Below are 22,958 nucleotides of genomic sequence, written 5' to 3'. Positions count from 1 at the left end.
TCAAGCGCCCATTCACATTTGCAAAATGCGCCGCAAACCGCTACTCTAAAAGGGATAAACTATATGACAATGGCATCAAGCGGAGGGAGCCCGGTGAAATCGACAAGGCGATGGTGGCTGGCGGTCGGCGGCACGGCGCTTGCGGCGACGCTCTTGTGCGCTGGCGGATTCGTTTACGCGGTCAGCGTGATTATGAACCCGAGGCCCGCGGCGGAGACAGGAGTTGTTCAGCGCCCGGAAGCGGAGAAGCCGGCGGCGCCGGAGGAGACATGGGAATCGAAAGAGCAGATTCGCATCGTGGCGCTCGGCGATTCGCTTACGGCCGGCACCGGCGATTTGTCGGGGCGCGGTTACGTCGGTCAGCTCAAGGAGAAACTGCAGGCGCGGTGGAACAAGCCGGTCTATGTGTATAACAATTTTGCCATTCCCGGCTATCGCACGACGGATGTGCTGCGGGATTGGGACGACAAGCGGGACATCGCCGAGGCGCTCAAGGAAGCGGATCTGGTGCTGCTAACGATCGGCGGCAACGATTTGTTCGACGGGGGCCGGGACATGTGGGGCGCAAACGGGGATGCCGAGGCGTTCAACCCGCAGGGAGCCGAGGGAAGAATGGATGAGGCGCTGCAGCGGCTGGACGAGATTTTCTCCCGAATGGCGAAGGCGGCGCCGCAAGCGCGCATTTTGTACATGGGGCTGTATCATCCGTTCCTTGACCTCGATGACGAAAGGCTTGGCGCTCCCATCGTTCAGCGCTGGAACGGCGCTGCCTTCGAGCTGGCGAACAAGCATCCGAATATAACGGTCGTGCCGACCTATGACTTGTTCCAGCTGCATCTGAACAAGTATTTGTACAGCGATCATTTCCATCCGAATCAGGAAGGGTACGAGCGAATCGCCGAACGCATGGCGGACACGTTACAGTAAAATCGCCGGTTGTTCCGGGAGCGGATGGACGCAGGCGAGCAGGCGGACGATTGCGATTGGAAGGGGGAGCGGCGGCAAGGACATGGAAACGCAGCAAGCATCAAGTCCGGACAAGCCTCGAGACGTCGTGCTGTCCGTCAGCAACGTCAAGAAGCGGATCGGGAAGCGAACGATTATCAAAGGCATTTCGTTTGAAGTGTACGCAGGGGAAATTTTCGGCTTTCTCGGCCCTAACGGGTCGGGGAAGACGACGACGATCCGGATGCTGGTCGACCTGATTCGACCGACGGAAGGCACGATCCGGATTTGCGGTTATGATGTCGCCAAGGATCACAACAAGGCGCTGCAGCATGTGGGAGCGATCGTGGAAAATCCGGAGCTATACGGCTATTTGACCGGCTGGGAGAATCTGGAGCATTTTGCCCGCATGCTTCCCGGCGTAGGCGAGGAGCGTATTCGCGAGGTCGTCGAGATCGTCGGCATGGACGCCCGCATTCACGACAAGGTGAAGACGTATTCCCTTGGCATGAGGCAGCGGCTCGGCATCGCCCAGGCGCTGCTGAACCGCCCCCGGCTGCTCATCCTGGACGAGCCGACGAACGGCCTCGATCCGCAGGGGATCAAGGAGCTGCGGGCATTCATCCGCCGGCTGGCGGACCAGGGCCTCAGCCTGTTCGTGTCGAGCCATTTGCTGAGCGAAATTCAGCAGATGTGTGACCGGGTCGCGATCATCGCCCGCGGCGAATTGATTCGCACGGGTGAGGTGGCGGCGCTGATCGACGAATCGGTCAGCAGCGTCGTCTGGAGCGTGGGCGCGCGACGCGCCGCCGTGGCGCGCGAGCTGCTGGAAGCGGGCGAGGGCGTTCAAGTATTGCCGTCCGGCGGCAGACCGCACGGACAGCGCGAGCAGGCGCATTCGCATGAGGGCGCGCTGGACGGCGACGCGGAGAGTTCGCTTGCCGGGGCAGAGCAGCCGCCGGGCATCCGCGCGATCGTCACTCGGATGAGTCAGGCCGCCATCCCCGAGTGGACACGGACGCTTGCCGCCGCCGGCGTGGACGTATTCGGCATCGAGATCAAGCATCCGACGCTGGAGGATTTATTCCTGGAGCTTACGGAGGGAGAACACGTTGGTTAGTCTGTATCCGCTCGTCGTTAACGAATGCATCAAAATCGTCAAAAAGCGCCGCTTGTTCGTCGTGCTGCTCATTTTGGCGGCGATTATACCGATGTTCGTCTACGCGCAAATGAAAGTGACGGAAAACGCCTGGAAGCAATTCGGCACGGAGGATTGGCGGGTCGAGCTGCGGCAGAAGATCGTCGATTACACGCGGAGCATCGGCAGCGCCCGGGTGCCGGAGGAATGGAAGCAGATTCGCAAAATTGAGGTGCAGAGAGCGCAATATTATTTGGATCGGGACGTGAATCCAAATTCCCCCAACGGGGTAACCTTTACAAGAGAATTTATGAAAAATGCGGTAGGACTTTTCATTCCGTTAATGGTGATGGTGATCGCTGCGGATCTCATATCGGGCGAGCATACGTCAGGGACGATCAAGCTGCTGTTGACAAGACCGGTGGAACGATGGAAAATCTTACTGAGCAAGTGGATTGCACTGGTTCTGTTCGTCTCTGTCGTCGTGGTCGCTACAGCGCTGCTCTGTTATTTGATCTCGGGAGCGGTATTTGGTTACGGCGGATGGGACATGCCCGTCTTTTTCGGGTTCCAGCTTGCCGGGGGCGACATCGATTTCTCTTACGTCCGGCCGATCGAGCAGTGGCTGTACTTGATCATGGAGCTGGGCCTCGTCTGGTACGCCGCCCTGATCGTCGGCTCGATGTCGCTGATGATCTCGGTGCTTGTGCGCAGTACGGCCGCCGGCATGGGAATCATGCTGGCGCTTCTCATCTCGGGCACGATTTTGTCCAACATGGTGTCGAACTGGGAGACGGCCAAGTATTTGTTTATGGTAAACTTGGAGCTGACGAATTACTTGACGGGCGCGCTGCCGCCGATCAAGGGGATGAGCCTGCCGTTCTCGCTCGCCGTGTTGACAGCGTGGGGCGCGGCATCGGTCGTCGTCTCTTTTGTTGTCTTCACAAAAAAAGATGTGTTAAATTAATTCCAGTTAATGTTATAATTGAACTTTCAGGATGGACCGCCGATGACGAGTGAAAACTCGTCATCGGACGTCGCCTTCGGTGTTGAAAAATTCGCCGGAGGGATTCGTCGAATTTTCAAGATCGACGTCTATGACAAGCCGCACGCTTGTCATCGGACGTCGCCTGCGGTATTGAAAATTCAGCGTGTGGATATCGCTAAATTTTCAAGATTGACGCCTATGACGAGCGATTCCTTTCGTCATCGGTCGTCACCTTCGGTGTTGAAACTTTGCCGGAGGGTTCCGTCCAATTTTTCAAGATAGTAACTCGTTTGGGAGGATCGCGATGGCGGAGCAACTCGATATGTTTGCGAATCATACGGAATCGCCGGCGGATTACGGAGCGGACGACATTCAGGTGCTGGAAGGGCTGGTCGCCGTCCGCAAGCGCCCGGGGATGTACATCGGCAGCACGAGCGCTTCCGGTCTTCATCATCTGGTGTGGGAAATCGTCGACAACGCGGTGGACGAGCATTTGGCCAAGTACTGCACGCAGATCGACGTGACCATTCATAAAGATCAATCGGTAACCGTATACGACAACGGCCGCGGCATCCCGACGGGCATGCACAAGATGGGCATCCCGACGCCGCAGGTGGTCTTTACGATTTTGCACGCCGGCGGCAAGTTCGGCGGCAGCGGCTACAAGAAGTCCGGCGGCCTGCACGGCGTCGGCGCCTCGGTAACGAATGCGCTGTCGGAATGGCTCGTGGTCGAAATCTACCGCGAAGGCAAAATCCACCGCCAGCGCTTCGAATATTGGGTCGACAAGGACGGCAAGGAGCATGTCGGCGAGCCGGTGACCGGACTTGAGGTGGTCGGCACGACGCGGAAGACAGGGACGAAGGTCACATTCAAGCCCGACAAGCGGGTGTTCCAGGGCGGGACGACGATCAGCTACGATACGCTGCTTGAGCGGCTGCAGGAAATCGCCTTTCTCAACTCCGGGCTGAAGGTGACGCTCAAGGACGAGCGCACCGACAGGGAGGACGTATTTCTGTACGAAGGCGGCGCCAGCCAATTCGTCGCTTTTTTGAACGAAGAGAAGAATGTGCTGCACGATGTCGTTCATTTTTCGGCGGAGAAGGATGAGATTGACGTCGAGGTGGCGCTGCAGTACAACGACGGCTATACGGAGACGATCGTCTCGTTCGTCAACTCGATCCCGACCCGCGGCGGCGGCACGCATGAAACGGGTTTCAAAACGGCGTATACGCGCGTGATGAACGAATACGCGAGGAAGAATGCTTTTCTAAAAGAAAAGGATAAAAATTTGGACGGTCAAGATTTGCGCGAAGGCTTGATGGCCGTCATCAACATCAAGATGAGCGAGGTCGAATTTGTCGGTCAGACGAAGGACCAGCTCGGCAGTGCGGCGGCGCGCAGCGCGGTTGATTCCGTCGTCGCCGAGAAGATGGCCGTGTTTCTCGAGGAGAATCCGCAAGTAGCCCAGCTCATTATGAAGAAGGCGATTCAATCGGCCAAAGCCCGCGAGGCGGCGCGCAAGGCGCGGGAAGAAGTGCGCAGCGGCAAGAAGGGCAGGAGCGAAAGCTCCAACCTCGGCGGCAAGCTGACGCCCGCGCAGTCGAAGGATTATACGCGCAACGAGCTGTTCATCGTCGAGGGCGACTCCGCCGGCGGCTCGGCTAAGCAGGGCCGCGATTCCCGCTTCCAGGCGATTCTTCCACTGAAGGGCAAGCCGATGAATCCGGAAAAATCGAAGCTTGCCGATATTTTGCGCAACGACGAGTACAAGGCGATCATCGCTGCCATCGGCGCCGGGGTCGGTCCGGAGTTCGAGGAGAACGAGAGCAATTACGCGAAGATCATCATCATGACGGATGCCGATACGGACGGCGCGCATATTCAGGTGCTGCTGCTGACGTTCTTCTACCGGTATATGAAGCCGCTGATCGACTCGGGCAAAGTGTATATCGCCCAGCCGCCGCTGTACAAGGTAACCAAGAAGGCGGGCAAAAATTCGGTCGTGAAATACGCCTGGACCGATGAGCAGCTGCAGGCGCTGACCCGGGAGCTCGGCAAAAACATCGAGCTGCAGCGCTACAAGGGGCTCGGCGAGATGAATCCCGAGCAGCTCTGGGAAACGACGATGGACCCGGCGACGCGGACTCTGCTGCAGGTGCAGATCGAGGATGCGGCCAAGGCGGAGCGGCGCGTGTCCACGCTGATGGGCGACAAGGTCGATCCGCGCAAGCGCTGGATCATCGAGAACGTCGATTTCACCGAGTTCGAGGAGTGACGCGATAGTGAGCATCAAGGAACAGTTTTTGCCGGCTTTTCTGGAGGAGATTGTAGGCGACCGGTTCGGCCGGTATTCGAAATACATTATACAAGACCGCGCGATCCCGGATGTGCGGGACGGGCTGAAGCCCGTGCAGCGGCGCATTCTGTATGCTATGTACGAAGCGGGAAATACGCCGGACAAGCCTTATCGCAAAGCGGCCAAAACGGTCGGCGACGTCATGGGCAACTATCACCCGCACGGCGATTCGTCGATCTATGAAGGCATGGTGCGGATGGCCCAGCCGTGGAAGATGGGGCATCCCCTGATCGACGGCCACGGCAACTGGGGCTCGATCGACGACGACCCGGCTGCGGCGATGCGCTATACGGAAGCCCGGCTGTCTTCCATAGCGATGGAGTTGCTCCGCGATATCGACAAGCGGACCGTGGCGTTCAAGGACAACTTCGACAATACGGCGAAGGAGCCGATCGTGCTGCCCTCCCGTTTTCCGAACCTGCTGGTCAACGGCGTGAGCGGCATCTCGTCCGGCTTCGCAACGGAAATTCCGACGCACAATTTGCGCGAGGTGATCGACGCCTGCATCGCTGTGATCGACCGGCCGGCGATCGGGCTGGATGAGCTGATGCAGATCGTCAAAGGACCGGATTTTCCGACCGGCGGCATCATCATGGGCTTGGAGGGCATCCGCGAGGCGTACCGCACCGGCCGGGGACGCATTCATATCCGCTCCCGCACGGCGATCGAGGATGTGCGCGGCGGCAAGCAGCAGATCGTCATTACGGAAATTCCGTACCAGGTTGTCAAATCCCGACTCGTTACGGCCATGGAGAACATCCGGATCGAGAAGAAGATCGAAGGCATCGCCGAGGTGCGCGACGAGAGCGGCCGCGAAGGCATGCGGATCGTCGTGGAGCTGAAGAAGGATGCCGACGCGCAGGGCGTGCTCGCTTATTTGCTCAAGAAGACCGACCTGCAAGTGACGTACAATTTCAACATGGTGGCGATCGTCAACAAGACGCCGATGCAGCTCGGTCTGAAGGAGATGCTGACAGCGTACATCGAGCACCAAAAGGAAGTCGTGACCAACCGCTCGCAGTATGAGCTGGAGAAGGTGGAGGATCGCGCTCACGTGCTCGAGGGGCTCGTTAAGGCGCTGAACATTCTCGACGAGGTGATCGCGGCGATCAAGGCGTCGAAGAACCGCCAGGACGCCCAGACCAACCTGGTTGCGCAGTTCGGGTTCACCGAACGGCAGGCGGACGCCATTTTGACCTTGCAGCTGTACCGGCTGACGAATCTGGAGATTCACTCGCTCGAGAAGGAGCTGAAGGACGTCCAGAAGACGGTCGATTATTTGCGCGGCATCTTGTCCAGCGAGAAGAAGCTGCTCGGCGTCATCAAGAACGAGATCGCTGCGATTCGCGACAAATACGGCGTCGACCGCCGCTCCGACATTCAGGACGAGGTCGAGGAGCTGAAAGTGAACCTCGAGGTCATGGTGACGGCCGAGGACGTATACGTTACTTTGTCCAACGAAGGATATATCAAGCGGACGAGCAAGCTGTCGTTTACGCGCTCCGGCGGGGAGATCGAGGCGACGGGCCTGAAGGAACGCGACTATCTGCGCTATCTGCTGGAGGTTAATACGCTGGACAGTCTGCTTGTCCTGACCCAGCGGGGGCAGTGCTACCTGCTACCGGTTCACCAGGTGCCGGAGTTCAAGTGGAAGGAGAACGGAACGGCGATCGTCAACGTCATTCCGCTGCCGAAGGAGGACCGGGTCGTCAGCGTCATTCCTGTGCGCGATTTCAATGAGCCGGGCAAATCGCTCGTGTTCGTCACGCGCAGAGGACAGGTCAAGCGAACCGAGCTGAAGGACTACTACACGAGCCGGTCGAACGGCATCGTGGCGATCAAGCTGGCTGACGACGACCATGTGCTGGACGTGAAGCTGAGCGAAGGAGGACAGGAGCTGCTGCTCGTCACGCAGAACGGCATGAGCATCCGCTTCTCCGAGGATGAGGTGAACCCGATGGGTCGCGCGGCGGCCGGGGTGCGCGGCATTCAGCTCAAGGAGGGCGACGAGGTCGTCAGCTGCGAATGGATTTCGGGCGATGAGGGCGAGGTCGTCGTCGTCTCCGATCTGGGCTATGCGAAGCGGTCGCTGGTGGCCGATTATCCGGTGCAGGGCCGCGGCGGCAAAGGCTTGTTCACCTTCGAATTCAAGGAAGGCAAGCGGGTAAAGTCGAACGGAAGCGCGCTGCTGAAGGCGTTCGTTGTGAAGGAGCCGTTCGATTTGACGCTGGTGCTGGCCAGCGGCGACAAAGCCTCGTTCTCGACAGAGCAGACGCCGATCGACGAGCGAAAGTCACCGGGCAAGCCGATGGCTCCACTGGCCAAGGGCGATTCGGTGATCGACGTGCTCAAGCTGGTTTAGCGGCGCGCGGCAAAAAGGGACTAACCAGGAAACAGGCTGACGCAGCCGGGCGGGAGGACGACTCTCGCCCGGCTTGTTGCGCTGCCTGCTGCTGAGCCGGGGCGCTCTGCCGGGCTGCCCTGCCGGGCCGCTTTGCTGCCGGCTTCGTCGCGGCTGTGCCGAAAGCTATGTACCTATGCCGATAGGGCGCTTCGCCGCGGACAAGCGGCTGCGGGCGCGCGGCAGCCCGGCAAGCTCGCTCAATCAATCATAGCTTTGATAGGTCGGCTCAAGCTGTTCCTTCAGCTCCAGCAGCAGCTTAAGCACCGCCCACACGGGCATTGGCTCATCCAGCTTGTTCAGCCATTCCGCATCGTCGATGAGTCCGCACCGCAGCGCTGCTTCTCCGACCGATCGTTTCCACGTTTCCATATTCGTCCCTCCTTAGACCGAATTCCATACGAAAATAAGCCTGTTCCAAAGATTGACAAGCTCCGACGCTAGGCGCTTGTTCCCTAAGCAATATATGTAGGACCGCGTCAAGCGGTCCCTTTTTTTATCGTTTTATGTCCTAAAATATTGATGCTATTAATCTTTCGCGCGTGCGAATGCGATGGTATAATATACATGTACAATGACCAGATCGGAGATTCGAGGAGGAATGACGGTGGTAACACAGGAGTTTGCCAAGCTGTGGTGGAAGGTGTCCAAAGATTTGCGCTCGCACATGGAGGCGGAGCTGGCCCCGTCGCTCACCGAAGGGCAGCTGACCGTGCTGGAGCTGCTCTTATCTTCCGGCCAGCGCCGGATGAAGCCATCCGATTTCATCGAGCATTTGACGACGACGCCTGCCGCGATCACGACGCTGCTCGACCGGATGGAGAAGGGCGGACTGATCGTCCGCGAGCGCGACGAGAAGGATCGCCGCATCGTCTGGGTCGTCGTTACGGACAAAGGACGGGCGGAGTGTGAGCGGGGAATGAAGGTGAGGGAGCAGTTTTTGCAAAATTACTTGAGCCGCATCTCGCTGCATAACCAGCAGCTGCTCGTCTATTTGCTCGGCAAGGTGGCGAACGCCTGAAGCGGTCGCGGTTCGGACTTGCCGTCCCGTAAGGCAGCCCTCGGGCAGCGGAACGAGTTCGGGTGCCGTTCCGCCGTCCGGGGGCTTGTTTGCGCGTTTACCGTGCATCGTCCTGCCACAGCAGCCAAGGATACGTATTCGGCGGGGAGGAGGCGAAGCTGAGCGCTTCCTTCGTCGTCGGGTGCTCGAAGGCAAGCCGGGTCGACCAGAGGGCGATCTGCTCCCCGGGGCGGGACTTGCCGCCTCCGTAGCGCTGGTCGCCGTACAGCGGGCAGCCGATCGCCGCGAACTGGACGCGAATCTGGTGAGGCCGCCCTGTATGCAGCTGAATCTCGACGCGCGCCAGCCCTTCGAGCTGCCCGGTAACGGTATAGTCCAGCAGCGCTTCCTTGGCGCCGGCCCGCTCGCGGGGCACGGCCGACACCGTGTTCGTGCGGGCGTCCTTCAGCAGATAGTGGCGCAGACTGCCGCTCGGCGGCTGCGGCCGGCCGTGCACCACCGCCGCATACGTCTTGGCGATGCTGCGGGTGCGCACCGCGTCGGACAGCCTGGACGCCGCTTTCGACGTCTTGGCGAACACCATGACGCCGCCGACAGGACGGTCGAGCCGGTGCACGAGGCCGAGAAACACATTGCCCGGCTTCTGATAGCGCGCCTTCAGGTCGGCCTTGATCAGCGACAGCATATCGGGGTCGCGCGAGTCGTCCTCCTGGCTCGGAACGTTCGGCGGCTTCACGACGACGATTAGATGATTGTCCTCGTAGAGAACGGGGATGTCTCCGGGACGGATTGCGGTCGCCATGCGGTCAAGCCTCCCAGCGCCCGAGAATGCCGCAAGGCAGCATCAGGCCCGACGCGCTGATCGGGAGCCCGATTTCTCCGCACGTGATGGAGCCGCCGTAAGTCCGGCCGAGCGACAGCGTCAGGATGTTGCGCAGCACGGTCGAAGAAATTCCCGTCGTATAGGAATTGATCAGGAAGAATAGCGGCCGGTCGGTCAAAATGTTCATGCACGATTCGACGAACGGATACAAATTCGTCTCCAGCTTCCACGTTTCGCCATTCGGTCCCCGGCCGTACGACGGCGGGTCCATAATAATGGCGTCGTATCTGCTGCCCCGGCGCTGCTCGCGCTGAACGAACTTGAACACGTCGTCCGTGATGAACCGGACCGGACGGTCGCCGAGCCCGGACAAGTGCAGATTCTCCTTGGCCCACTGCACGACGCCCTTGGAGGCGTCGACATGGCATACTTCGGCGCCGGCATAAGCGCAGGCGACGGAAGCCCCGCCGGTATAAGCGAACAGGTTCAGCACGCGAATGCGGCGGCCTGCCCCTTGAATTTTGTCCATCATCCACTGCCAGTTGATCGCCTGCTCGGGAAACAGCCCGGTATGCTTGAAGCCCGTCGGCTTGATATGAAACGAGAGGCCGCGGTAGCCGATCGTCCAGCGCTCCGGAATCGGCTTATGGTAGCGCCACTGGCCGCCGCCGCTCGAGCTCCGCAAATAATGGGCGTCGGCGTTGCGCCACGCCCCGGTTTCCTTGGATAAGGGCCAAATGATTTGCGGGTCCGGCCGACGCAGGACGATCTCGCCCCAACGCTCCAGCTTCTCGCCCCCGCCGGTATCGATCAGCTCGTAATCTTTCCAATCCTGTGCAGCAAACATAAGATGCGTTCCTTTCCGTATGTATATTCGATATTGCCATTATCCATCCTGCGCAATGTCACCATTATTGCCTAAAAAACGGCCTGCGAATCACAAGGCCGGAGCTGGGCGGCAGGAGGGATTTCCATCCGGCAGTATCATATATTTGGCCGGGCGGAATATAATTGTCAGTGTCCACCTGGGACGACATTCCCGGGTATGCGGTGCGTTCCACATCCGGCAGCATCGGGCAATCCAACAAATATTCCACACGCATCGGCAAAAATCCTTTTTTTCTTGCGGGGATGTCGAACGATTTTCGGAAAGGACGGAGAGAAATTGGCGTATTTGCATCGTACTTGGTTATTACCGGGCGAAACAGGGGGGATCGCTTGTCTTCAGCGGATAGACGCCTATGACGATCGATGCCTTTTAAGGGGATGAACGATACGGTGACGATCACAATCCCTGGTCCGGAGGACCTGTACTTGTTCCATGAAGGACGTCTGTTTCGAAGCTACCGCGTGATGGGGGCCCACCGAGCGGAATCCGGGGGCCTGTCAGGCGTGCGTTTCTCGGTCTGGGCGCCGCATGCGAAGGAAGTGCGCGTCGTCGGCGATTTTAACCGCTGGGACGGCAGCCGGCATGCAATGCGCAAGGTCAGCGTATGGGGCGTATGGTCTCTGTTCATTCCAGGGGTGCAGGAGGGCGAATATTACAAGTACGAGATCGTCACGGCCGAAGGCGCCGTTCTGCTCAAAGCCGATCCCTATGCGTTCCGGTCGGAGCTTGCGCCGGGCACCGCCTCGCGCGTCTGCGCCTTAGGCGGTTACCGCTGGGGGGACCGGGCTTGGCAGGAAAGCAGGGCGCACCGCTCTGTCTACCGCTCTCCCGTGAACGTTTATGAGATGCATCTGGGCACCTGGAAGAAAAAAAGCGGCGGAGAGCATCTTACCTACACGGAGCTGGCCGACGAACTGATCCCGTATGTCAAGGACATGGGATATACCCATATCGAGCTGCTGCCGCTGGCGGAGCACCCCTATGAGCGCTCCTGGGGCTATCAGGCGACCGGCTACTATTCGGTCACGAGCCGGTTCGGAACGCCGCAGCAGTTCATGCAGTTCGTCGACCGCTGCCACCAGGCGGGCATCGGGGTCATCCTCGATTGGGTGCCGGGGCATTTCGTCAAGGACGAGCACGGCCTGCGGCAGTTCGACGGCAAGCCGCTGTACGAATGCGCCGATCCGGAGCGCGCCGAGAAGCAGGAATGGGGGACGCTGGCTTTCGATTTCGCCAAGCCGGAGGTCGTCAGCTTTCTCATTTCCAATGCGCTGTTCTGGTTGGATGTCTACCACATCGACGGCTTGCGCGTCGACGCGGTGGCAAGTATGTTGTACCTCAATTTCGGCCGGCCTCACGACCGCAAGCTGCTGAACAGCGAAGGCGGGGAATCGAATCTGGAGGCGGTCGCCTTCCTCAAATTGCTGAACGAAACCGTCTACCGGCATTATCCCGACGCTCTGATGATGGCCGAGGATTCATCCGACTGGCCGCTCGTAACGGCGCCGGTGCACGATGGCGGGCTCGGCTTTGGCTTCAAATGGAACATGGGCTGGATGAACGACATGCTCCGGTATATGGAGATCGATCCGTACTTTCGGCCCGGCAGCCACCATCAATTAACCTTCAGCATCATGTACACCTACTCCGAAAATTATGTGCTCCCGCTGTCTCATGACGAAGTGGTGCACGGCAAACGGTCGCTTCTCGGCAAAATGCCCGGCGATTACTGGCAAAAATTCGCGAACCTGCGCGCGCTGTACGGCTATATGACCGCCCATCCGGGCAAAAAGCTGCTTTTCATGGGCGGAGAATTCGGTCAGTTCGACGAGTGGAAGGATTTGGAGGATCTCGATTGGGAATTGCTCGGCTACGACAGCCACCGGAGCATGCACCGCTATGTCCGGGAGCTTAACCGGCTGTATCTGGAGGAATCGTCCCTCTGGGAGCTGGATCATGAGCCGGCCGGCTTTCGCTGGATCGATCCGCATGACCGCAGTCAAAGCGTCGTCACTTTCATGAGATCGGGGGCCGAACCGCATAACTTCCTGATCGTGCTGGTCAATTTTACGCCGGTCTATCATCGGCAGTACCGGATCGGCGTTCCGGCTGCCGGGGAATATGTCGAGCTGTTCAACTCCGACGCCGGCCAGTACGGAGGCTCCGGCAAGCTGAACGAGGGCCGGCTCCGCACCGAGTCCGTGCCGTGGCACGGCGAGCGGCAAAGCCTGCATATAGCCGTTCCTCCGCTGGCTGCCGTCTACCTGCGGCCGATCAAGCTGACGGGGCAGGCCGGGGCGAGGCAGGGGCTCGACACCTTGAGAGAGAGCAGTCCTGCGAGACGCAAGCGCAGCGGCGCAGCCAAACAGAAAGGTACCGCTATTCGAGAAAGGGGGCAGGCCGATGCGTAAAAAGGAATGCGTGGCTATGCTGCTGGCGGGCGGCGAAGGCCGCAGACTGGGCGGGCGGCGAAGGCCGCAGACTGGGCGTGCTGACGAGGCAGCTCGCCAAGCCCGCCGTTCATTTCGGGGGAAAATACCGCATCATCGATTTTACGCTGAGCAACTGCACCAATTCGGAGATCGACACGGTCGGCGTGCTGACGCAGTATCAGCCGCTCGTGCTGAACTCCTATATCGGCATCGGGTCGCCGTGGGATCTCGACCGCCGCAGCGGAGGCGTCACCGTGCTGTCTCCCTTCATGGAGCAGAGCGGGGGCGACTGGTACAAGGGAACGGCGAACGCGATATACCGCAACATGGCCTTCATCGAGCAGTTTTCCCCGGAATACGTGCTCGTCATCTCGGGCGACCACATCTACAAGATGAACTACGACTTGATGCTCGATTTCCATCGAAGAAAGCGCGCCGACGCCACGATCGCAGTCATCCAGGTCAAACGGGAGGAGGCGAGCCGCTTCGGCATCATGAGCACCGACGACGACAACCGCATTCTCGAGTTTGCCGAGAAGCCCCGGGAGCCGAAGAGCACGCTGGCGTCCATGGGCATCTACATCTTCGACTGGCCGATGCTGAAGCGGCAGCTGATCGAGGACGAGGCCGATCCAGAGTCGAGCAATGATTTCGGCAAGGACGTCATCCCCCGCATGCTGCGCGAAGGGCTTCGCATGTACGCTTACCCGTTCAAGGGCTACTGGAAGGATGTCGGGACGATCCAGAGCTTGTGGGAAGCCAATATGGATCTATTGGAGGAGCAGCCCGCGCTCAATCTGAACGACAAAAATTGGCGCATTTATTCGGTCAATCCGTACCAGCCGGGGCAGTATGTGGCGCCGTCCGCCGTAATACGGCGTTCGCTCGTGAACGAAGGCTGCTGCGTTTTCGGTGAGGTGGACCATTCCGTCCTGTTCTACGGCGTGGAGATCGGGGAGAACAGTCTCGTAAAAGATTCGGTCATCATGCCGAATGTGAAGATCGGCAGCAACGTAAAGATATATAAAGCGATCATCGGGGAAGGGACGGTTGTGGAGGACGATTGCGTCATCGGGCAGCCCGAACGGGACGGCCCTCAGGACATCGTTCTGATCGGCAGCCATGAACGGGTCAGCTTGGCCACTAGCGGGATGAAAGGATGAGTTCTCATGAAACGGATGATGGGTATCGTAAACCTGGTGAACGAGCCGGACGACCTGGAGGAGCTGACGTACACGCGCTGCATCGCCTCGGTTCCGTTCGGCTCCCGCTACCGGCTGATTGATTTTATTTTGTCCAATATGGTGAATTCGCGCATCGAGAACGTGTCCGTATTCACTCAGCACAAGTACCGGTCGTTGATGGATCATCTCGGCTCGGGCAAGGAGTGGGATCTCGACCGCAAACAGGGCGGGCTGTTCCTGCTGCCGGCGGTAACCCACGAGATGAGCGGCATGTCCCGCGGCGATCTGTTCCAGTTCTACAACCACCGCGATTATTTGTACCGCGGCCGCGAAGAATTCGTCGTCATCGCGAGAAGTCATGTCGTCTGCAGCATCGATTTCAACGACCTGCTGAACGAGCATCTGGACAAGAATGCGGATATTACGGTCGTCTACGCCAAATCGGCCGAGGACGAATGCTCGTCCTTTCGCCGGCTGGCCGTCAAGGAGGACGGTCAGATCACGGTGATCGAGGATCATACGGGCCGCCTGCGCACGGACAACATTTCGCTGGAAATGTATGTCATGAGCAAGGGGCTGCTGCTCGATATGGTCGAATCGTGTCTGGCCCAAGGCTACGATGATCTGGTGCGCGACGGCATTATGAAAAATATCGGCAAGCTCGGCGTTTACGGCTACCTGCACCGGGGATACGCCGGCATCGTCAACACGGTGCAAAGCTATTACAAGCACAGCATGCAGCTGCTTCATCCGAGCATTTGGAGAGAGCTTTTTTTTTCGCCAAAACCGTCCGATCTATACGAAAATCAAAGACGAGCCGCCCGCCCGCTACGTCGAAAACGCCCACGCCCGCAACGCGCTGATCGCCAACGGCTGCGTCGTCGAAGGGAAGGTCGAGAACAGCATATTGTTCCGGGGCGTCAATATTCGCAAGGGCGCGTATGTGAAGAACAGCATCATTTTGCAAAATTGCGAGATTGAAGAGAATGTCATTATCGAAAATGCGATTCTCGACAAAGACGTCTTCATCAGCCGCGGACGCGTGCTGACAGGCGACAAGCAGGCGCTGTTTATCGCTTCCAAAACGAAAATTATTTGAGTTTAGACGCCTATGGTGAACGGAACCTGCCGACATTTTATCAGGAAAGGGAGAGCGTCAAAAGCTATGAACGTATTGTTCGCCGCGTCCGAAGCCGTGCCTTTCGTCAAAACCGGCGGGCTTGCCGATGTCATCGGCTCGCTGCCCCAGGCGCTCGCGAAGCTTGGCGTCGATGTCAGAGTGATGCTGCCGAAATACGAGGATATCCCGGGCGAGTGGAAAGAACGGCTGGAGCCGGTCACCGTGTTTACTGTCAAGATGGGCTGGCGGGAGCAGTACTGCGGGATCGAGCAGCTCGTGCAGAGCGGCGTCACCTACTATTTTATCGACAACGAATATTACTTTCGGCGCAAAGGCTGCTACGGCTACGGAGACGATGCCGAGCGGTTCGCCTATTACTGCCAGGCGGTGCTGGGTGCGCTGCCTCATATCGGCTATAGGCCCGACATCGTTCATTGTCACGACTGGCAGGCCGGGATGATTCCGGTGCTGTACAGGGCGCAGTATGCGCAGCAGCCGGCTTATGCGGGCATCCGCACGGTCATGACGATCCATAACCTGAGGTATCAGGGCGTCTTCGGGAAGGAGCAGTTTCGGGACTACTTCTCGCTCGGGGAGGAGCACTTCAGCGGGTATGCGCTGGAGCAGCACGGCGGGGCCAGCTTTCTGAAGGGGGGGCTGCTCTATTCCGATTTCATCACGACGGTCAGCCCTTCCTACGCCGAGGAAATCCAGACTCCCTATTACGGCGAGCATATGGACAGTTTGCTGAGAAGCCAAAGCCACCGGCTGGCGGGCATTGTTAACGGCATCGATTACGATACGTTCGACCCGATGAACGATCCGCATATCGCCGTGCCGTACCGCGATTCGCTGTCCAAAAAGCGGCAGAACAAGCTGAAGCTGACAGAGCGCCTCGGATTGCCCGCGATGCCGGATTTGCCGCTGATCGCGATCGTTAGCCGGCTGGTCGATCAGAAGGGCATGGATCTGATCGGACGGGTGCTGCCCGAGCTGATGGCGCTGGACGCGCAGTGGGTCGTGCTCGGCACCGGGGAGCCGCGCATCGAGCATATGTTCCGCGATGCCGCCGGACGCCATCCGGACAAGTTGTCCGCACAGATTTTGTTCGATGAAGCGCTGGCCAGACAAATGTATGCCGGCTCCGATCTGTTCCTGATGCCCTCGCTGTTCGAGCCATGCGGCATCGGGCAGCTGGTGGCGATGCGCTACCGGTCCGTGCCGATCGTCCGCGAGACCGGCGGGCTGAAGGATACGGTGCAGCCGTTCAACGAGTTCACCGGCGAAGGAACGGGCTTCAGCTTTACGAACTACAACGCTCACGACATGCTGTATACAATAGAGCGGGCTGTCAGGATGTTTCATGACCCGCAAGCGTGGAGCCAGATTATAAGCAACATCCGGAAAAAAGATTTCAGCTGGCGCAAATCTGCGCAAGCATACGCCGAGCTCTATGGCAAGCTGAAGGAACGGGTGATTTGATGCGGCGCCTGAAACGCCGCCAAGCCTCCAAACCGGCCGGACATCGGTGTACGTCCGGCGCATTTGGAGGCTTCCGGGTTCGGCTTGTCATGGCAAAAGCCGTTCTTTTCCGTATGCGGGGGATGCGGGCGCCTGAAACGACGCCGGGCGGCGGCGCTCAGGCGGACGGCGGGCTCGCCGTCCCGACCGGCCGCTCCTCAAAGTACATCGTTTCTTTGTTGAACGCCCGGTTGATCGTCAAAAAGGTGTGGAGCAGCTCGAACAGCTCCGATTGATTCAGCTCCAGCGTAACGGGCGCCGCGCTTTCGCCGAATCGCTTCATATGAAGCTTTAACGTGCGCTTTTCGGCATTGGCCTCAATTTCAATGTACTCGTTGCTCAGCATGCTTTTCCACATTAGCTTCCTGTCCTCCCTTTCTTCGTTGCGGCCATGATGCCGTACACAGTAAGTGTATGCCCAGCCCGGGGCGATCATGAACCGGAATCGCCGATGCCGCCAATGATCGCTGCCGATGAATGTAAAGGCGTTTTTTTGCTGCGGCCCGTGCTTTTTGATTTGCCGAACCGTAGGGCAATGTGAGATATTAATAAGGGACAATAATACGGCAAGCAGACGATAGGTGGTTATAAACGGGATGGAGTGGCTACAGCAGTCATTTTCCTTTGTTTTTATTGTGAACCTGGTGCTGGCCGGGTTTCTCATCTTTCTGGAGCGGCGCAATGTGGCGGCGACATGGGCTTGGCTGATGGTGCTGCTGTTTTTGCCGGGCGTCGGCTTCCTGATCTACATGCTCTTTGGCCAGAGGCTGATCCGAAGGAAGCTGTACAAGCTGGAAGAGGGCGAATTTTCCCGCTTTATCGCGTTCGTCAAACGGCAGAGGCGCCAGCTGGAGCACGGGACGATGCGCTTTCGGGACCCGGCGATGGAAGATTATTCGGATATGGTGCATATGAATTTGGTCAATGATGCCGCCTGGTATACGCAGAATAACGAAGTGCAGCTTTTTGCGGAAGGAGACAGCAAATTTGCGGCGCTGCTGCGCGATATTCGCCAGGCCAGGGATCATATTCATTTGCTCTACTTCATTATTAAAAACGACGAGCTGGGCAGGACCATCGTATCGGAGCTGGCGGCCAAAGCGGCGGATGGCGTCGAGGTGCGGCTGCTGTACGACGCGATCGGCAGCTCCCGGCTGCCGAAGCGCTTCTTCGCCCCGCTGCTGCGCGCCGGCGGGCAAGTAGAGGCGTTCTTCCCTACCCGGTTTCCGTTCATCAACTTTCGCCTCAACTTCCGGAACCACCGCAAGCTGGCGATCATCGACGGCCAGTCGGGATACATCGGCGGGTTCAATATCGGCCGGGAATATGTGGGCAAGGGCAGGATGGGATTTTGGCGGGATACGCATTTGCGCCTCACGGGCAATGCCGTACATATGCTGCAGGCGCGTTTTTTTCTCGATTGGAACTTGTCGTCGTCGAAGCGCATGGAGGAGCTGAGGCGGTATTTTCCGCCGCCTTCGGTTACCGGCAAGGTCGGGGTGCAGATCGTTTCCAGCGGGCCGAATTCGGAGAAGCAGCAGATCAAGCATGTGTACCTGAGAATGATCTATAAGGCGCAGAAGCAAATTTTGCTCCAGACCCCTTACTTCATTCCCGACGACAGCATGCTGACGGCGCTGAAATCGGCGGTCATGTCCGGCGTCGACGTGCGGGTGATGATACCGGCGAAGCCAGACCATAAGATGGTTTATTTTGCCTCGTATTCCTATTTGGGCAGCTTGCTGAGCAGCGGCATTCGCTGTTACTTGTACGAGAAAGGCTTTTTGCACGCCAAAATGATGGTCGTTGACGGCGAGATCGCTTCGGTCGGCTCGGCGAATCTCGATATCCGCAGCCTGGAAATCAATTTCGAATGCAACGCGATTTTGTACGATACCGCGACGGTGTCCCGGCTTGTCGAGCTGTTCGAGACCGATCTTGCGCATTGCCGAGAGATGACGCTGGCGGAATACGAGAGCAGGCCGATCCCGGCCAAGCTGACGGAATCGCTGATGAGGCTTTTGTCGCCGATATTGTAGATAGACGCCTATGCCGCTGGCGCAGCACCATCAAATGGTGAAAATTGGGCCGCGGGCCCGGCGCTATTTTCAAGATAGACGCCCATGCGGCTTACGCAGCACCATCAGAAGATGAAAATGAACCGCCCGCCCCGGGCGTTATTTTCAAGATAAGCGACAAGCGAAAAGCCATGCCGGCGACTGCCGCATGGCTCTTCTGCGATTTCGGGGCGTTCAGATGTATCCGGCCCACTCCACATGCACGTCGTCCGAATCGTCGTCCGTTCCTTCGACCGCGGTCGCCGCTTCATCCGCATCCGGATTTTCGCTGATTGTTTTCTCGTTCGGTTCCATCGAGGAAGCTGCTCCTTTCTATGCAATAGTTGGCAACGGGATTCTTGTTTAGGATTCCAAAATTCCCCACAATCCATGCAAAAAAGAAGAAAACACAATTGAATCCCTTCATGCATCTGGGCGAGAATGAGCAAGAGAATGGGCAAAAATCTTGGAAGCAAGCGATTTTTTGGAAGATTTCGCTTGTTTTCGTTAAGCTGCCGATCTTGATTGCAGGGCCAAGTTGACATAAACTGTTGTTAGCAATCGTTTTGGTCGAGTGCTAACAACGGGAGGGCGAAAGGAGGATGCTATGCGGTAGCTGAGGCCTGTGCTGAGCGAAACGATCATGCTCCCAAAAATTGGATAACGACAACGAAGAAGATTTTTTTAAACCGAAGGTTTCTACTGGATAGGCGGCGGGCAAGCCGTTATTGTCCACAAACAAATTGCGCAATACGCAGTTGCATTTCCGGGACCGCGTATTACGGAGTTTTTTGGCCGAAAGGCGTGAGGATCCCTGGCTTAAACGAAGCTTCTTTTTTTATTTAGGAGGGTGATTCGATCATGAATGCATTGCTGCTCGCCGGAGGATTAGGAACGCGGCTGAGACCGCTGACGGAGAACTTGCCCAAGCCGATGGCGCCTGTCGCCAATCGTCCTTGGCTGGAGCATCTCGTTATCCGTCTGAAGCAGCAGGGAATCCGGCATATCGTCGTGGCGGTCAAGCATTACCCGGAGCTGATCCGCAGCTATTTCGGCACGGGCGACCAATGGGGCGTCACGATGGAGTATGCAGTGGAGCATGAGCTGCTCGGCACGGCCGGCGCGATCAAAAATGCGGAGCCTTATCTGGAGGAGACGTTCGTCGTCGTCAACGCGGATATTGTTCACTATACCGAGCTTGCGCCGCTCATCCAGTTTCACCGTCGCCATGAGGGAGCGGTGACGATAGCGCTGACCGAGGTGGATGACCCGTCGCACTATGGCGTCGTCGAACAGGACGAACAAGGGCGCATTCTTCGCTTCGTCGAAAAGCCCGCGCCGGAGGAAGCGCCGTCCAGGCTGGTCAATGCCGGCATTTATATCATAGATAAGAAGGCGCTGCAGTCGATCCCCGAACAGCGGGAAGTGTCGATCGAACGGGAAACGTTCCCGATGTGGATCGAGCAGGGCGCCGGAGTGTACGGCAAGCGCATCGACGGGTATTGGATGGATATGGGGACGAAGGAGCGTTACCGGCAAATTCATTGGGATTTGCTGAATCGCTCATGCCCGCTGCCGCTGCCCGGCAAAGCGAGCGGAAAAGGCATCTGGGTTGGCAAGCAGTGCGACATTCATCCCGGCGTGCTGCTCATCCCTCCAGTGCTGATCGGAGATCGCGTCCGCATCGGCGAGCGGTCGATCATCGGTCCCTTCAGCGTCATTGGCAGCGACAGCGTCATCGAAGGCCACGTGCGCTGCGCGGAGACGATTCTGTGGGATCGCTGCACGGTTCGCAGCGGTACGGTCGTGAACCGCTGTATCGCCGGCTGCGACGTCGAGATGGGCCCGCAGCAAACGATGCACGAGGCGGTTATGATTCGAACGGAGGCGATGCAGGCATGACGCGCATTGCTTACGTCAGCACCTACGTGCCGCAGAAGTGCGGCCTGGCTACGTACACCTTTCATTTGCGGCAGGCTGTGAACGGAGCCAAGCAGTGGAAGGGCAGGGACCCGGTCGTCGTGCTTTCCAGCCAGGCGGCCGAACAGGGGAAAAGCCCAATCCTGTGGCCGCTGATGCGGGATCGGAAGGAAGATTACGTGAAGATGGCGCGAAAAATCAACCATTCCGATATTGACGTCGTGTCGCTGCAGCATGAGTTCGGCATTTTCGGGGGCGAGGCAGGGGCCTTTGTATTGGAATTCGTACGGCATTTGCGCAAGCCGCTCGTCACCACCTTCCATACGGTATTCGAGCAGCCGAAGCCGCCATATGCGGCCATTCAGCATGAAATTGCCGAGAAGAGCGCGAGAATCGTCGTAATGAACCGGAAGGCAACCGTTTACTTGCAGGAGGCGTTCGGCATTCCCGCAGAAAAAATTCACTTTATCCCGCACGGGACGCCCGAGCCTCCGTCCGGTAGCCGGGAAGCGATCCGCGAGCAATTGAACTGGCGGGGCCGCAAGGTGCTGATGACGTTCGGTCTGCTCAGCCGCGGCAAGGGCCTTGAATTGATTCTGAACGTGCTGCCCAACATCGCTTCCCGCGTTCCGAACGTGCTGTACGCCATCGTCGGACAAACGCACCCCGAAGTGAAAAAACGGGAAGGCGAGCATTACCGCGAGGAGCTGAAGGAGCGGATTCGCTGCAGCGGCATGGAAGAGCACGTCGTTATGATAGACCGGTATATGGATGAATCAGATCTCGTGCGCCATATTATGGGCTGCGATCTGTATGTTACGCCGTACCCGGGTATGCAGCAGATCACGAGCGGCACGCTGGCGTACGCCGTGGGACTGGGCAGGCCGGTATTGTCGACGCCGTATTCGTATGCGACCGACCTGCTCGGCGATTATCCCGAGCTGCTGCTAAATTTTGGCGCGGAGGCGGACTGGACGGAGAAAATCGCCTCGCTGCTGGCAGACGACGCACAGCTGGAGGCGTGGAGCCAGCGCATCGGGCGCATCGGCCAAGCGATGCATTGGCCGGAAATCGGCAGGCGGCACGCCGCTTTGTTCAACGGGGTGAGGCAGCTTGAATTCGCCGGCTGATCCGCTGAAGCATCTGCGACGGCTGACCGACGATACGGGCATTCTGGAGCATGCCTTAGGAAGCATCCCCCGCCGCAGGGAAGGCTACAGCACGGACGATCAGGCGAGGGCGCTGTGGGCTTGCCTGGAGTGGTTAGAGCTGGTCGAGGCAGCGCGCGCCGAGGAGCTTCACCAGCTGATCGATACGTACTTGTCCTTTATGCTGTGGGTGCAGGACGAGCGGGGGCAATTTCACAACAACATCGCTTACGACCGCACGAAGGAGCCGGAGTCGGCGTCGGACGACTGCCTCGGCCGCTGCCTGTGGGCCGGCGCGGTCGCCTACACCCGCCTGCGGGAGCGGGAGCGCCGCCTGGCCGCTGCTGCGCTGCTGGAGAAGGCGCTGCCTTTGGTCGAAACCATGCGCTTCCCGCGCGGATGGGCTTATGCGATGGCGGCGCTCAGTCTGCTGATCGCCGAGCGATATCCGCTGGCTGCGGAGGAGGAGCTAAGACGGCTTGCGGCGAAGCTGACCGACGCCTACCGGAGGAACGCCTCGGCCGATTGGCCGTGGTTCGAGCCGGTCGTCGCCTACAGCAACGCGCTGATGCCGTGGGGGCTGCTGTGCGCATACGAGGCTTTGAAGGATGAGGAGCTGCTTAACGTCGCGACGGAAAGTCTGGATTTTCTCATCCGCTTGTCGACGGGGGAGAATGGACGAATCCGCCCTGTCGGCAACAGGGGATGGTGCACGCCGGGCAGCAGAGCGGTCTGGGATCAGCAGCCGATCGACGTCATGAAGCTGTGCCTGGCTTCGGCCAAAGCCTGCGAATTGACGGGACGCGCCCATTACGCCGAAACGGCGGCCCGCTGCCGGGACTGGTTCCACGGAGCGAACGATGCCGGCGAACCGATGGCCAGCGCTGCAGACGGGAGCTGTTACGACGGCATCGGCGAAGCGGGCGTCAATCTGAATCAGGGAGCGGAGGCCGCTATTTCTTACCTGATCACGGAAGCGATTTGCCGAAAGCGGTAGAAAGCGCCGATTGGG

The 22,958-nt window shown here is 58.7% G+C and carries 16 protein-coding genes and 2 pseudogenes; 14 read left to right on the top strand and 4 right to left on the bottom strand.

Annotated features, from left to right (window positions below; translation table 11 throughout):
- Window positions 1-93: 93 nt before the first annotated feature.
- The 5 genes from F591_RS0107645 to gyrA all read left to right on the top strand — a co-directional run bounded on the left by F591_RS0107645 (window position 94) and on the right by gyrA (window position 7,792).
- The gene (locus F591_RS0107645) at window positions 94-927 is read left to right on the top strand and encodes a GDSL-type esterase/lipase family protein (RefSeq protein ID WP_019534004.1); all 834 of its coding nucleotides are present in this window, start codon (window positions 94-96) and stop codon (window positions 925-927) included.
- Window positions 928-1,009: 82 nt separating this feature from the next.
- Complete coding sequence (locus F591_RS0107640) at window positions 1,010-2,065, top strand: ABC transporter ATP-binding protein (protein ID WP_019534003.1); 1,056 nt, start codon at window positions 1,010-1,012, stop codon at window positions 2,063-2,065.
- Window positions 2,058-3,050 (top strand): ABC transporter permease, encoded by a 993-nt coding sequence (locus F591_RS0107635; RefSeq protein ID WP_019534002.1) that lies wholly within the window; start codon window positions 2,058-2,060, stop codon window positions 3,048-3,050. The genes F591_RS0107640 and F591_RS0107635 overlap by 8 nt, the downstream gene beginning before the upstream one ends.
- A 325-nt stretch (window positions 3,051-3,375) precedes the next feature.
- Entirely contained in the window at window positions 3,376-5,349 is a 1,974-nt protein-coding gene (gene parE / locus F591_RS0107625; RefSeq protein WP_019534000.1) for a DNA topoisomerase IV subunit B, read from the top strand.
- A 7-nt stretch (window positions 5,350-5,356) separates the two neighbouring features.
- Window positions 5,357-7,792, top strand: coding sequence for a DNA gyrase subunit A (gene gyrA, locus F591_RS0107620; RefSeq protein WP_019533999.1), 2,436 nt, complete (start codon window positions 5,357-5,359; stop codon window positions 7,790-7,792).
- A 243-nt stretch (window positions 7,793-8,035) separates the two neighbouring features.
- Here gyrA and F591_RS31925 read toward each other — a convergent pair whose 3' ends face one another.
- Window positions 8,036-8,203, bottom strand: coding sequence for a hypothetical protein (locus F591_RS31925; protein WP_019533998.1), 168 nt, complete (start codon window positions 8,201-8,203; stop codon window positions 8,036-8,038).
- Between the two features lie 229 nt (window positions 8,204-8,432).
- Here F591_RS31925 and F591_RS0107610 point away from each other — a divergent pair, with 229 nt between their 5' ends.
- Window positions 8,433-8,852: a MarR family winged helix-turn-helix transcriptional regulator gene (locus F591_RS0107610; RefSeq protein WP_019533997.1), complete on the top strand. Its 420-nt coding sequence runs from the start codon at window positions 8,433-8,435 to the stop codon at window positions 8,850-8,852.
- A 97-nt stretch (window positions 8,853-8,949) separates the two neighbouring features.
- Here F591_RS0107610 and F591_RS0107605 read toward each other — a convergent pair whose 3' ends face one another.
- A complete protein-coding gene (locus F591_RS0107605; protein ID WP_019533996.1) occupies window positions 8,950-9,654 on the bottom strand; it encodes an RluA family pseudouridine synthase in 705 nt (234 codons plus the stop codon).
- 4 nt (window positions 9,655-9,658) lie between these two features.
- Complete coding sequence (locus F591_RS0107600) at window positions 9,659-10,522, bottom strand: class I SAM-dependent methyltransferase (protein ID WP_019533995.1); 864 nt, start codon at window positions 10,520-10,522, stop codon at window positions 9,659-9,661.
- A gap of 419 nt (window positions 10,523-10,941) precedes the next feature.
- Between F591_RS0107600 and glgB the strand changes: the two genes are divergently transcribed.
- The 4 genes and pseudogenes from glgB to glgA all read left to right on the top strand — a co-directional run bounded on the left by glgB (window position 10,942) and on the right by glgA (window position 16,782).
- Entirely contained in the window at window positions 10,942-12,975 is a 2,034-nt protein-coding gene (gene glgB, locus F591_RS0107595) for a 1,4-alpha-glucan branching protein GlgB (RefSeq protein ID WP_019533993.1), read from the top strand.
- Window positions 12,968-14,159 (top strand): annotated as a pseudogene (locus F591_RS27595) (glucose-1-phosphate adenylyltransferase). The gene glgB and the pseudogene F591_RS27595 overlap by 8 nt, the downstream one beginning before the upstream one ends.
- 15 nt (window positions 14,160-14,174) lie before the next feature.
- Window positions 14,175-15,279 (top strand): annotated as a pseudogene (gene glgD / locus F591_RS27590) (glucose-1-phosphate adenylyltransferase subunit GlgD).
- A 66-nt stretch (window positions 15,280-15,345) separates the two neighbouring features.
- Window positions 15,346-16,782 carry a glycogen synthase GlgA gene (gene glgA / locus F591_RS0107580; RefSeq protein ID WP_019533991.1) on the top strand — a complete coding sequence of 479 codons (1,437 nt, stop codon included), beginning with the start codon at window positions 15,346-15,348 and terminating at the stop codon, window positions 16,780-16,782.
- A 157-nt stretch (window positions 16,783-16,939) separates the two neighbouring features.
- Here glgA and F591_RS0107575 read toward each other — a convergent pair whose 3' ends face one another.
- Complete coding sequence (locus F591_RS0107575) at window positions 16,940-17,179, bottom strand: hypothetical protein (RefSeq protein ID WP_019533990.1); 240 nt, start codon at window positions 17,177-17,179, stop codon at window positions 16,940-16,942.
- A gap of 238 nt (window positions 17,180-17,417) precedes the next feature.
- On the opposite strand from F591_RS0107575, the gene cls reads away from it, so the two are divergent.
- The 4 genes from cls to F591_RS0107545 all read left to right on the top strand — a co-directional run bounded on the left by cls (window position 17,418) and on the right by F591_RS0107545 (window position 22,943).
- Window positions 17,418-18,860 (top strand): cardiolipin synthase, encoded by a 1,443-nt coding sequence (gene cls / locus F591_RS0107570; RefSeq protein WP_019533989.1) that lies wholly within the window; start codon window positions 17,418-17,420, stop codon window positions 18,858-18,860.
- 879 nt (window positions 18,861-19,739) lie between these two features.
- On the top strand, window positions 19,740-20,780 hold the full coding sequence (locus tag F591_RS0107555) for a nucleotidyltransferase family protein (RefSeq protein ID WP_019533986.1): 1,041 nt from the start codon (window positions 19,740-19,742) through the stop codon (window positions 20,778-20,780).
- On the top strand, window positions 20,777-21,928 hold the full coding sequence (locus tag F591_RS0107550) for a glycosyltransferase family 4 protein (RefSeq protein WP_019533985.1): 1,152 nt from the start codon (window positions 20,777-20,779) through the stop codon (window positions 21,926-21,928). The genes F591_RS0107555 and F591_RS0107550 overlap by 4 nt, the downstream gene beginning before the upstream one ends.
- Window positions 21,912-22,943: a glycoside hydrolase family protein gene (locus tag F591_RS0107545; protein ID WP_019533984.1), complete on the top strand. Its 1,032-nt coding sequence runs from the start codon at window positions 21,912-21,914 to the stop codon at window positions 22,941-22,943. Before F591_RS0107550 ends, F591_RS0107545 begins: the two co-directional genes overlap by 17 nt.
- Window positions 22,944-22,958: the final 15 nt, after the last annotated feature.

Source organism: Paenibacillus ginsengihumi DSM 21568 (genome assembly GCF_000380965.1).
In the GTDB taxonomy this organism is placed as follows: Bacteria; Bacillota; Bacilli; order Paenibacillales; family NBRC-103111; genus Paenibacillus_G; species Paenibacillus_G ginsengihumi.
Note: the sequence above shows the minus strand (reverse complement) of the source record. Positions and strands in the feature narration are given on the sequence as shown.

Bases quoted from the DNA above. Each gene is read 5' to 3' on its own strand.
- F591_RS0107555 (WP_019533986.1), top strand. From the start codon at position 19,740: ATGAATGCATTGCTGCTCGCCGGAGGATTAGGAACGCGGCTGAGACCG.
- glgA (WP_019533991.1), top strand. From the start codon at position 15,346: ATGAACGTATTGTTCGCCGCGTCCGAAGCCGTGCCTTTCGTCAAAACC.
- cls (WP_019533989.1), top strand. From the start codon at position 17,418: ATGGAGTGGCTACAGCAGTCATTTTCCTTTGTTTTTATTGTGAACCTG.
- F591_RS0107550 (WP_019533985.1), top strand. From the start codon at position 20,777: ATGACGCGCATTGCTTACGTCAGCACCTACGTGCCGCAGAAGTGCGGC.
- F591_RS0107600 (WP_019533995.1), bottom strand. From the start codon at position 10,522: ATGTTTGCTGCACAGGATTGGAAAGATTACGAGCTGATCGATACCGGC.
- F591_RS0107640 (WP_019534003.1), top strand. From the start codon at position 1,010: ATGGAAACGCAGCAAGCATCAAGTCCGGACAAGCCTCGAGACGTCGTG.
- glgB (WP_019533993.1), top strand. From the start codon at position 10,942: ATGAACGATACGGTGACGATCACAATCCCTGGTCCGGAGGACCTGTAC.
- F591_RS0107575 (WP_019533990.1), bottom strand. From the start codon at position 17,179: ATGTGGAAAAGCATGCTGAGCAACGAGTACATTGAAATTGAGGCCAAT.
- F591_RS31925 (WP_019533998.1), bottom strand. From the start codon at position 8,203: ATGGAAACGTGGAAACGATCGGTCGGAGAAGCAGCGCTGCGGTGCGGA.
- F591_RS0107610 (WP_019533997.1), top strand. From the start codon at position 8,433: ATGACGGTGGTAACACAGGAGTTTGCCAAGCTGTGGTGGAAGGTGTCC.
- parE (WP_019534000.1), top strand. From the start codon at position 3,376: ATGGCGGAGCAACTCGATATGTTTGCGAATCATACGGAATCGCCGGCG.
- F591_RS0107605 (WP_019533996.1), bottom strand. From the start codon at position 9,654: ATGGCGACCGCAATCCGTCCCGGAGACATCCCCGTTCTCTACGAGGAC.